Source organism: Paenibacillus camerounensis, from assembly GCF_000723885.1.
Taxonomy (GTDB): domain Bacteria; phylum Bacillota; class Bacilli; order Paenibacillales; family Paenibacillaceae; genus Paenibacillus_AQ; species Paenibacillus_AQ camerounensis.
In genome coordinates this window covers 24,020-36,296 of record NZ_CCDG010000033.1, presented here as the reverse complement: position 1 = coordinate 36,296, position 12,277 = coordinate 24,020, and the positions used below count along the sequence as shown (strand labels likewise).

The 12,277-nt window shown below is 54.7% G+C and carries 6 protein-coding genes; all 6 read right to left on the bottom strand.

The window, feature by feature from the left end; genetic code table 11:
- The coding region (locus BN3772_RS12760) for a glycoside hydrolase family 2 protein (protein WP_042199830.1) at positions 1-3,176 on the bottom strand (3,176 nt) is incomplete at its 3' end.
- Positions 3,155-3,853, bottom strand: coding sequence for a hypothetical protein (locus tag BN3772_RS12755; protein ID WP_042199829.1), 699 nt, complete (start codon positions 3,851-3,853; stop codon positions 3,155-3,157). The genes BN3772_RS12755 and BN3772_RS12760, both read right to left, overlap by 22 nt.
- Before the next feature lie 904 nt (positions 3,854-4,757).
- Positions 4,758-8,537: an Ig-like domain-containing protein gene (locus BN3772_RS12745; protein ID WP_244444731.1), complete on the bottom strand. Its 3,780-nt coding sequence runs from the start codon at positions 8,535-8,537 to the stop codon at positions 4,758-4,760.
- A gap of 107 nt (positions 8,538-8,644) precedes the next feature.
- On the bottom strand, positions 8,645-10,192 hold the full coding sequence (locus tag BN3772_RS12740) for an ABC transporter substrate-binding protein (RefSeq protein WP_042199827.1): 1,548 nt from the start codon (positions 10,190-10,192) through the stop codon (positions 8,645-8,647).
- Between the two features lie 36 nt (positions 10,193-10,228).
- A complete protein-coding gene (locus BN3772_RS12735; protein ID WP_042199826.1) occupies positions 10,229-11,113 on the bottom strand; it encodes a carbohydrate ABC transporter permease in 885 nt (294 codons plus the stop codon).
- A gap of 14 nt (positions 11,114-11,127) precedes the next feature.
- Positions 11,128-12,114, bottom strand: a complete 987-nt coding sequence (locus BN3772_RS12730; RefSeq protein ID WP_042199825.1) for an ABC transporter permease — start codon at positions 12,112-12,114, stop codon at positions 11,128-11,130.
- Positions 12,115-12,277: the final 163 nt, after the last annotated feature.

Here is a 12,277-nt window from a genome sequence, read left to right as displayed (position 1 = left end):
GGGAGGGGCTGGCCTGCGCCGGCGGTGCCCCCGGCGTAGGCCAGCAGGTTCCGCAGCAGCAGGCAGGCCTGCGGGATCTGCTCCAGATTGGCCATCAGCTCCAGCTGATTGGCCAGGAGCAGGCCCGCTCCGCTGCGGTATTCCAGGAGCGGCGTCCACAGATCGCCGCCGTCGCCGAAATCGCCCGAGCTGCATTCCAGCAGCAGGGTGAAATCGCCGGTCACCGGCTTCTCGAAGGCCGCGCGGATGATCGGCAGCGGCCCTTCTTCACGCAGCTCCGCGTGCCAGAACATGAGGCTGCTGTCGTCGAAACCCTCCAGCACCGGATGCCGGTAGCTGCCGGCATGGGCGCGGAGGAAAGGCCTCCGCGAGAGCGGCAGCCTGCCGGGCGACAAGCTGCTCTGCTCCAGCAGCAGCACCCGGCCGCCGCGTGCGGCGAAGGCCTGCAGCCCGGCCTCAAGCGTGCCGTCCGCATCCTCCGCATAGCTGCCGACAATCAGCAGCGAACCGGCAGCAAGTCCGGCCACCTCAGCGGAGTCGACCTGCTTACAGCCCGGAACCAGCCTGCGGATATAAGCAAAATCAGCTTGTGATCCGTAATAGGCTGCCTGCCGCCGGAGGTTTAGCGGCTGCTCAAGCAAGCTTGCCGATACCATTCTGTATTCCAGACGCAGCTCGTGCAGCTGCTGTCCTCCATGGAACAGCAGTGCTGTCAACTCTGCCTGTTCCCCGTCACCGGCCGGGCCAGGCATCCACTCCAGTCCGATAACCTTATGTTCAGCAGGCTGCTGAACATACCGGAAGCTCTGCTCATGGATGCTCTTGCCGCCCTGGCGGATTACGACCTCTATCCGGACATCCTGGCAAGAATACGTATCGTTATACACATCAAAGCTGCGGACAACCGGCTTATCATCATAGAACCAGCTGTTGTCTTCAGCCGCCACAATCGTTGCGGGCTTGAATGCTTCAGCCATAATGGCAAAGGCGGGGTTGGGAATATACAGCGGATATTCCTCCGGCAGCATTCCGTTGTTAATCGTCAGTGAATAGGCAGGTACCGTCTTCGGTTTCACTCCTGGCGTAGCCGGATCAGCAAGCGGCAGTGCCAGATCAATTTCCGGCATCGCCCGCATGAAGTAATGGGCGAAATTAAAGGTCGAGATGCCGGATACCTCCTGCCGTCTGGCATACTCCACAAACAGCCGCTCCTTCTGGGCCAGCCCCGCAGTGCTCTCATCCGTTCCCCGGTAGACTTCAAGACCGGTGTACATACTGCTGTTCTGCGGGCAGATATACCACCAGCCGCCGTGCTCCCCGAACGTCAGCGGAGCCGTCCGATCCCACTGGTAGATGGTTCCGTCGATATTATAGTGACGGCTCTCCACCTCCGTATGCTCCTTGGTCAACAGCCGGTTATCCCCTTCGGCGATAATCAGCCGGGTAGGGTCAAGCCTGCGGATCTCCTCCATCAGACCCGGCATGTGCAGCTTGAAACCGTCCCGTCCGTCCACCCAGCGCATTTCATTCTGCAGGCTCCAGAAGATAACGGACGGATGGTTCTTGTCACGCTGGACCAGCCGCCGCACATGCTGCCGGCAGTTCTCTACATAGGCCGGATGGTCAGCCAGCATCGATTTGCCCGAGCCGTAAATCGCCGTCTCGTCAACAATCAGCATGCCTTCCTCATCGGCAATGCGTAGATAATCTGCCGGGTAGGGCTCGGCATGCAGCCGGATGCTGTTGATACCGACGCTCCGGCAAATCCGGTACCAGTTACGGATATAAGCCTCTGTCACCTGCAGCCCGCCCTGAAAATGCCAGGAATCACCGCGCAGATTGACCGGAATGCCGTTCAGCATAAACTGCGGTCCTTCGCTCCAAAATTCGCGGAAGCCAAAATCCTCAGTGTAACGGTCAATAACCGTTTCGCCCTCCAGCAGTTCCAGCACCGCAGTGTAGAGAAACGGCTGATCCGCACTCCACAGCCGGGCATTGTTCCAATCCAGCTGGAAGGAGGAGCTGTATACAGCTCCATCCCGGGCATTCTCGCACAGCCTAAGCTTCTCGGCAGATGCGGCAGCTACCGGCTCAGCCATAGCTTCTACTGACAGGACCGGAACGGCAGCGGCAGGCTCACCGGCACATTCCTCAGGCTGGACCAAACCGTCAGCAGCAGGGGCTGCACTGTCTGGTTCTCCCGGATCAGACAGCCCTATCGCACCGGTTCCATCAGGACCTGCAGCAGCTCCCGGTACTCCCCCGATTATTCTAAGCACCCTCTGTTCTTTCAGCTCTTCTTGCTCTTCTTGCTCTTCCAGCTTTCTCAACTCTTCTTCCAACTCTTCTAGCTCTTCCGATTTTTCCAGCTCTTTCATCTCTATAAGCTCTTTAAGCTCTTCCTGCTCCCCGGTATCCTCATAGCCTTCCCGCACATCCGGCCTTTCCGCCCCGTCTTCCCCCTGCCGCAGCACACCCTTCTCCCATACGCTCAGCCTTACCTTTAACGGGCCTCGGCCAGCGGCTGCTGCTTCTGTCCCGGCTGCCAGCACCTGAACCTCTAACCGACCTTCCCTCACAGAGGTACGAATCGTCACATCCTCCAGCGCAAGCTGAGGATAGCCTTCCAGATACACATCCTGCCAGATGCCCCGGCTGATTCTGCCGTACCAGGAGCCCATCAGCCCGGTAATCTTGGACGTTCCATTCGGCAGGAGAACCGTGTCGAAGCTGCTGCACAACACATGCAGCTGATGCTCCCGACCCTGCTCTACCATGGAAGTGATATCGAGCCTGAGCGGCAGATAGCCGTCTTCCCATACTCCGGCTTCTTGACCGTCTATATAGATGACAGCCTTCTGCATAATCGCATCCAGCCGCAGCACGATCCGCTGTCCCGCCATGTCCTCCGGAACCCGGAAGCTGCGGTGCAGCACTCCTGCCTCCGCGGCATCCCATTCCTCCGGATAACCATACAGATCAAAGGGTGCATAATCATACTCCGGAATCTTTCCGAAGGTTTTGCCGTCCGGCTGCGGATAGGTCCTCCTCCAGCTGGAGGGTACCAGCACCTTGCACTCCTCGTACACGATGGTTTCCGGCAGGCTGCGGCATTGCGGCTGATTATACAGGGGCATGAAATCCCACTCCCCGTTCAGGCAAAACAAATTACGCATGCCGCACCCCCCTGCTTTCCGCTCAAAGAGCACACCTCAAGCAGCAGCTCCATGTTCTTCCACAGCTCCTGACCAACCGGTGCATCTTCCCATTTCATAAAATGCGGCTCCATTACTTCTCCCCAATTATCGGGACGCAGTGAGGTTTTCAGCTTGCCTTCATACGGGGCAGGCTCCCGGGTATCCGGCTTCTCGGCATAAAAAAACAACACATTCTCATGCAGCCCGATAATTCCATACTTATCCCCGTCCCCCGGCCGCTCCTCCTGATACTGATAGTGATAGTAAATATAGCTCGCCGCCGCTTCCGGCTTCAGCATAGCCAGGCGGCCATAGGGCCTGCCCGCAGCATTCCCCCGCTCCCAATGCTCTGCCGACACAGGCTGCTGATAATGAAAAATATCAGCCAGCGGTGCCCAGCGCCGCTCTGGCTCCCCTCCCGGCCAGACTTCGAGCCGCTGTGAGGCATCCGGCAGCAGTTGCTCCGGTGTAACCGTCACTGCCCCGCACTCATAATACAGAAACAGCTGTTTACCGGCGGTAAACAGGCTTAAATGATCTACACGCAGACGCACCATCGCTTCTTTAAGCGAAACTGGAAGCCCGCCGCTCCCGAAAAAAGCAGCTGCCTCCTTCTCATCCCCGAGCCATTCGGCCCTATACAAACAGCGCTTCATGCTGCACCTCCCAAACGTTGTGTTCTCTATCATGTTACCGTATACAAACCGGCAATACCTTGACGATGCTGCCCTTGTTTAGCATGATAACGACACGGCTTCGACCGATTAAATTTGTACAATACACGAATGCCGGGCTTTTGCCCCAACATAGGGCTGACCTTTTTAAAACGCTACATTATTTACTTTTTTTTAAATGATTAGTTAGATATTCTCCAGCTATTTCTTACCTTTTTATGTTTTATAAAGATTATTTGGAAAAACTCCACCTAATTCGGCTCAAACATTACTTTGGAGGCAAATAAGTTCAAATTAAGTGGAGTTTTTCCCATTAATGAACAAACAATATTGTTTGACGAAGTATTAGATGGATAATTTCCACATATATTTATCCGCACAGGTACAATAAAGTGATCCCTCTATTTGGGAATTGGCAATAACTCCAGTGACTCCAGTGAATGTGTGGACTCAGGCCGCTGTTATTTGCAAACTTCTTAATTAGAACCGCTTTTTGCGGCCGAAACCCGCAGACATAATCGCTGCAACAGCTCCTACGGCCCGCCCACAACTCCTCCGCTGCTTTATCCTCAATTTCATTTTTCCAGTTCCATTCAAACAGGTAGAATAATTCCCTGGTTGCTTTGCAAGAACACAAAAGCCCTCCCCGCAGGGAGGGCGCCGCCAGCCTTAAGTACTCCTTTATTCCTTTATTCCTTTATTCCTTTATTCCTTTATTCCTTTATTCCTTTACTCTTTTACTCCTGCACTCTTGCACTTTGCTTTCTTGCTCTCTTACTCTCTTACTCTCTTACTCTCTTACTCTCTTACTCTCTTACTCCCTTGCACTCTTGCACTCTTGCACTCTTGCACTTGCACTCTCACTCTAGCTCTAACTCTCAACCACTCAAGGCATAACCGAGAACACAATGTCGTCGAACAGCATATAGTCAAAGCCGCTGGTGTAGAAGCCGACCTTGCCCGAAGGCCGGTGGCCCGGATCGCTGCCGGTCAGCCTTAGCGCGCCGTCTACATATACGCTGATATCGCCGTCCTTGGCCGTCAGCTTCACCGTATATTCTGTATCCGGCTGCAGGTCATGACCCGGCAGGACGGACTCGGTCAGCTTCAGCCAGGCGGTATTGTACAGAATCCAGGCCGAGGTGCCGTCAGCCCGGGTGCGGTAACCGATCCGGGTCGAGCCGGCACTGTCCTGGCGGTCAAAGAGATAGAGAATCCCGTTATCAGGCATCACGGACGGTGTCTTCAGCTTGAACTCCAGCTGGTAGGACGTAAAGCTGCGCTCGAGCAGAGCCGTAGCCCCGTTCAGCAGCTTGTAGCGCCGGTTTCCGTCCGGGTCGGCTGAGATGCTGCGGTTAGGGTCCACCGGCCAGCCGTTGCCGCCGTTCTCAAACGTAGTCTCATGCATGATATTGGAGACGGTTACGGCAATGTCTGCCTTAATCAGCGGATTTGCCACTGATACAGCTGTAATTACTGTGTTTCCTTCATACACGGCGCTGACGACTCCTGTCTGGTCTACAGTAGCCACCGCCGGATTGGCCGACTGCCAGGTAACTCCCGTGTCAGGCGTATCCGAAGGATCGAAGGACAAATGCAGCTGCTGCTGTTCCCCGGCGGCTAAACGCACCTGGCTCTCCGCCGGAATGATTCCGGCCAGCCCGGTAGTCGGGGCCTTGAACTGAATGTCATCGAACAGCATGTGGCTGACATTATTGACATAGAAGCCGACCTTCCCTGCTGCATTATGTCCGGGGTCATTGCCCTTCAGCCGGAATTCCCCGTCCAGGTAGAGACTGATGTCTCCGCCTTTTACGAGCATTTTGACGTTGTATTCCGTATCCGGCAGCAGGTCATGCTCCGGCAGCTTCACTTCCTTCAGCACCGTCCAGGCCGAATTGTACAGCAGCCAGGCCGAGCTGCCGTCGGCCCTTGTCTTGTAGCCGATCCTGCTGGAGCCGCTGCCGGCCTGCCGGTCAAACACATACAGAGTCACATTGTCACCCATCACTGCCGGTGTCTTGAGCCGGAAGCTCAGCTCATATTCGGAGAAGCTTTTGGCGCTGAGTGACGAGGCCCCGTTCAGCACCTTGTCCCAGCGGTTCCCGCCGATCTTCTCGATGCTGCGGTAAGCGTCCTGGCTCCAGCCGTTCGCTCCCGATTCAAAATTGGTGAAGTCCATTACGCCGTCGCCCGCCTCCACGGTTACGCTAACCTGGGCTGTAAGCAGCGGATTCACCGCTGAAGCCACCGTAATCACCGTGCTGCCGACCATCCCACCGGTTACAATACCGGCACTGTCTACGGATGCAACAGCAGGATCAGCAGAGGTAAAGGTCAATGCAGGCTGATTCGTATTCCACGGCAGAACCGCCGTGCGCAGCTTGACTGTTTTCCAGCGGTCTACGGTAATGGCCTGGTCATAAACCACTACCTCCTGTACCGGATAGCTGTCCGGTCCTGCCGTTGTTCCCGCTTTGCCATTGATGCCGATGTCGGCAAACGGAATGTCCGGGAAGCCCGGAATGGCACTGAACACCTCTGCATCCGGACGCAGGGACAGATCCCCGCCGGCCAGATCAGTGAAGCCCGGGTCTGCGGTGGTCACCCAGTTATCCGCATATTGCACGAGCCCGAATTTGTCATAAGCCCCGTACACATTGGTTGTTACACTGCGCGCTACCACCGGATTGTAAATGACATTCCCCTGGAACGTGTTGGTGTCGGGATAATAACGGTTCTCTGTGAAAAAGTCCGCCAGCTCGGGATACTTCGCCATGTAAGGCGTACCTGTAAAATTGTTGTTCGCTGCGAACAGCGCCTGCCACTTCGGCATGTAATTTAACGGCACCTGGTCATCCGGCTCGTCCCCGAGATACAGGTCGGCATAATCGTACGGAATTTTGCTGTCGATAAAAATATTGTTGCGGGTCTGGATGTGCGCGCCGCCGTTGTTTTTAATGGCTGAATTGCCCATTTTATAAAAAATATTCTCGTCAATGGTCAGCCCCATCGTGAAGTTGTCGGGATAGACGCCCTCCACCCCCGCCTTGCTCTCCCCGATATTATGGAAGTAGTTGCGCTTAATGACGGTGCCCCGCTCATGGGGCTGCTCGCCCGCATTCATGTAGATCGCGCCAAGGTCGGAGAAGGTGGTACATACATCATAAATTTCGTTATAATCCACGGTGTGGTCGTTGCCGAAGATCAGCACGCCGGGATGGGGCGCGTCATGCAGCTCATTATGCGACATCCGGTTGCCGACGCCGGACAGCAGAACCCCCGGATTATAAGCCTTGTGGTAATAGGCAAAATCATGGATATGCGAGTTCTCCACGGCGTTGTTTCCCGGCTGCAGTGTTGTTTTGTTGCCGCCTGTCAATGTAACGGCCGTGCCGCCGATATGATGGATATGGGTGCTGATAATATCATGATCCGTTCCGGGTGCCCCTTCAAAGTTGTTATAGTAGAAACGGCTTTGCGTATTGATCAGCACACCGCTGTTGGTGAAATTGCGGATCTCGCTGTTCAGGATACGCATATGGCTGCCGCCCATAAATACCGCCGCCGAATCGCGGCCGTTCTCCAGCACCAGCTCCGAGAAGTCGATGTAAGAGGCGCTCAGCGCGTTAATCATCGGTGTTTTGAGCATCGTGACTTCAATATCGGGGTCTGTTGAAGCCGCAAAGCTGGCATTAGGCAGGAAGTACAGCTTGCCCGCAGTGCGGTCGATGTAATACTCGCCGGGCATGTCGATCTCTTCAAGCAGGTTTTGCGCAAAATGAAAATCGGGATACCAGTTCTTGAACAGCCCGCTCATCTCCCCGTAACGGAGGGTGATCGTTTTGGCGGCTGTGTCGATGGAGGCGATTTTGTTGTACGACCATTCCCAGCTGTAGCCGAAAATCCCGTCCAGCCAGATATCCTCCGCCTGTGTCCAGTACTGGGGCCGGTCATACGTGTAGATAAAGGTGCCTCCGCGCGTGTGAACCTCCCCGTTCGGATCACGCCGCGTCGGACCCGGATCAATAATTTCATCCATCTGTACAGTGGATTCATTAGGCCAACGTGCCAATGTCATTCCTTCCCCGGCCACATACAGCTCCATCGGCGGCACCTCGCTCAGATCATTCGCCAGATAATAGCCGTGGCGGCTGAGCTGGCCGTAATCGGTAATGCCCAGCGCTGCCAGATCGGCAGCCAGCACCTTGGTTCTTGCCTCCGGGCTGATGATGCGGCCGAGAATAGCTGAATCAGTGACTGGTACGAACGTTGACTTCGCCAGGTGCTTAGAGCCGGATAATGTTACGGACTCCCCTGGATAAGCCGTGTAAATGATAGGCTTGCCCGCTTCACCTGAATCCTGCTGGCGCAGCTCGAAGCTTGCAGTCCGTTCATACCGGCCTTCGCGCAGCATGACCGTAACGCCGCCTTCCGGCAGCCCGTCCTCCGCTTTCAGCGTACGGATGGCGTCACGCGCTTTTTCCAGCGTCAGAAACGGGGCATTCAGCGCCCCACTATTGGAATCGCTTCCATTTGTAGCTACATACAATGTCATACCAGGGTTTGTACCTTCCGCCGACACTGAAGACGTAATGGCCGGAACGGGAATCGTCATGAACAGCAGACCAGCCATAAGGGCTGCAAGTAACCTTTTTTTCACCATAGCTCCTCTTCCTTTCGGATCAAAATGAGACGGCCCTGCCAGCATGTTTAAATGGGCAAAGCCGTCAATGAGCAGCAGGTTTCTCCAGTATTGCAGTGTCTCTAGTCTTACTTCTTCAAGCCTTTATCCTTCAGGAACTGCTCGAATTGCTTCGTTACTTCCGCCACGTACTTCTCTTCGCCGGCTTCCTTCAGCTTGCCGTACAGCGCAGGCCAGGTTTCTTCGAAATCCAGTGTGCCTGTAACCAGCCCGCGCTTGTATTCGCCCCATACGGCGTTCAGATTGGCGATTTCTGTATTGACCGGCTCGGAGTTGAACTTGAAGGCGCCGACAGGATTAACCTCGGAGTCTGAATTGATCTTCTTGGTCTCTTCCCAGACATTCTCCGGCTGGCCTTCCTTCAGGTAGGAATTGAAGACGCTGCCAAAAACCCAGTCCATATTCGGCATATACCGCGAATCCGGCAGCGCCTTGATGTAGTCGCCTGTTGTCTTCTCATAGTGGACTCCGGCTACGCCATTGCAGAGCAGATTGTACAGGTCCTTGTCAGTATTCACCAGGTTCAGGAGCATCATGGCCCGTTCAGGATTCGCAGCTGTGCGGCTGATCGACTGGTTGGTCGTTGCCGAATAGCCGTTGGAGAACCAGTCGCTCAGCGGAACCGTAATGACCTCGTTGCCGCCGTTTTTGGCTTTAACCTCTGCTTCAACACCCGGCTTGAGCGTAACGTTGAAATCAACGGCAATCTGGCCTTTGGTGAGATAATCGTTCATTTTTTCCGTAGCGGCATCTTTGTAGATATAGCCTTCCTTATACCATTTGCTGGCCAGCCGGAAATTGTCGAGCTCCTCTTCCGGGTAACGGTGCAGCGTGTAGGTAGGATCATCGGTTTTGATATAGAAGTGGTCATCCAGCCCCGGAACTACCCAGTACTGGTCATCATGCGACTGCGGATTGATAAAGGAGGTGCCGAATACGCCAAATGGAATAATGTCCGGCTCGTTCTGCTTGATCTGGGCCAGGAACGGCTCGATATCAGCGAGCTTTTTGATGGAAGCGGTATCAAGATTGTACTTGTCGGCAAAACGCTTCTGGATGATGAACCCGTAACGCGAGCCGTTAATCTGCTGATTCGGAATCCCGTAAATCTCCCCGTCTACCGAGAGACCGTCCCACATCACCTGCGGCACATCGGCCTTCAGCTCAGGGGCATATTGATCCAGCAGATCATCCATCGGCTGAATGGCGCCTTTGCGGACCAGCTCTTCCGGCTTCAGCATGTACCCGGTCCAGAGAATGTCGAACTTCTCGCCTGCGGCCAGCACCGTGTTCATCTTCTGCACATAGTCCCCGACAGCGACCGGCATCAGCTTGACTGTGGCATTGATTTTTTCCTTCACAATCTTGTTGACTTCCTCCTGCACCTTCGCCTGGTCGGCCTGCAGCTGTGACAGCGGATAATACCAGGTCAGCTCTACCGGCTTCAGCTCCTCTGTACCTGAATCCGTAGCCGGAGCCGCCGTCTGTGCGCCTTCCGTGGCAGTGCCCCCTGCACTGTTCCCGTTGTTTCCGTTGTTGCCGTTGCCGCCGCAGGCGCTAAGCACCGATGCTGCCAGCAATACAAGCGCCAGAACTCCAAACAGCCTTTTTTTCATGTGTGTGACCTCCTGTACTTTGTACATGATTGTATGTTAACCCTTTAGGGAGCCAACCGTAAGCCCTTTGACAAAAAACCGCTGGAAAAACGGGAAGATCACCAGCATCGGACCGCCGGCCAGCACCGCAATCGCCATCCGCGCCGAGCTGTTCGGGAAGCTGGACAAATCGATGCCGAGCTGTCCGGTAAACTCTGAATTGGTGGTAAGGAACTCAATACTGTTGAGCGTCCGCACCAGCAGCAGCTGCAGCGGCACCTTATTCGGATCATCGATATAGAGCATCGCGTTAAACCATTCGTTCCAGTAGGTGAAGGAGATTAACAGACCGAGTGTCGCCAGCGCCGGAGTGGAGAGCGGCAGAATGATCCGGAAAAAGATGCGGAACTCCCGCGCCCCGTCGATTTTGGCCGATTCAATGATCTCGAGCGGAATCTTGGACATGAACCCTTTCATGACCATGATGTTGAACGGCGACAGCAGGATCGGCAGAATCAGCGCCCACAGACTGTCCTTCAGGTGAAGATATTGCGTGATGAGGATGTACGAGGGAACAAGCCCGCCGCTGAACAGCATCGTAAAGAACACATAAAAGGTGGTCACCCGGTTATACCGGTAATCCTGCCGGGAAATGACATAAGCGGTCATCGCAGTCAGCAGCAGGCCTAACAGCGCTCCGACAATGGTTATGGTGATAGTCACCCCGTAGGCGCGGAACAGGATATCCGGGGCGTCCAGCAGATAGCGGTAGGCGTCCAGACTGAATGTTTCCGGGATGAACTGGTATCCGTTAGCGGTCAGCGACTTTTCGTCTGTCAGCGACACAGCAACGACCAGCAGAAACGGCAGAATGACTATAAGCGAAAGCAACGTAAACAGCAGATTAATGAACAGCTTGGAGAATTCGAACTTTCGGGCCACTGTCTGGCACCTCCTTACCATAGAGAATTATCAGGATCGACTTTGCGCACAATGCCGTTAGCCGTCAGCACCAGCACCAGCCCGACAACCGACTGGTAAAAACCTGTAGCGGCAGACATGCTCACATTGCCGACTTCACGCAGCGCACGGTACACATAGGTATCAATAATATCTGTAGAACCGTAGAGAAAACCCGAGTTGTTCGGGATAAAATAGTGCAGGCCGAAGTCGCCGCGGAACATATTCCCGATGGACAGAATCAGCATGATGATGATGATTGGAGCCATGAGCGGAATGGTGATTTTGAACGCCATCTGCCGTTTGGTTGCCCCGTCGATCCGCGCCGCCTCGTAATATTCACTGTTGATTCCAATAATGCCGGCAAAATAAATCAGCGTGTTGAAGCCTACCACCTTCCATAATTGCACCAGGATGAGAATGACCGGCCACGGGGCGGCATTCTGGTACCAGCTGACCGGATTAAGCCCGAACGATTCCAGCGTGCGGTTAATGAAGCCGTCGGAATGGTTCAGAAAGGCGTAAGCGACATACCCGACCAGCACCCACGACAGAAAATGGGGTAAAAACAGCGCCGTCTGGTAGAACTTGCTCACCTTGGCCTTGATTTCGTTCATCAGGATCGCCAGCAGCAGTGCCGCCGAGGTCCCCACCAGGATATAAGCGGTGTTATATAGAACGGTATTGCGGGTAATCCGCCATGCTGTATCGGTGGTGAACAAATAACGGAAATTATCCAGCCCCACCCACTTGCTGCCGAAGATGCCCAGATCATAGCGGTAGTTTTTGAAGGCGATAATCAGGCCGATCATGGGGATATAGGCAAATATCAATTTGTACAAAAGTCCCGGCAGGGAGAGCAGAAACAGCTCGCGGTTGTTCTTAAAATGATGCAGCTCTCTTCCGGCCCATGACTTCCTGCGTTTACCCGGCGGCGCACCTGCATGTGCCCCCTGCCCGGTGAGTGAAATGTTCTTCTGCATAACCAAAGCCCCTTCCTTTCTTCGTTAACGGCTGCCTGTGTGTCAGGCTTTGCATGGCCTTAGAATAGCGCAGCAGCAAGCATTTACGGTACTGTACAATCACAAGAATGCTGTAAATCATGGCTGTACAGTTCCCTGATTCCTGTTCCTTGGCAGAGGCCTG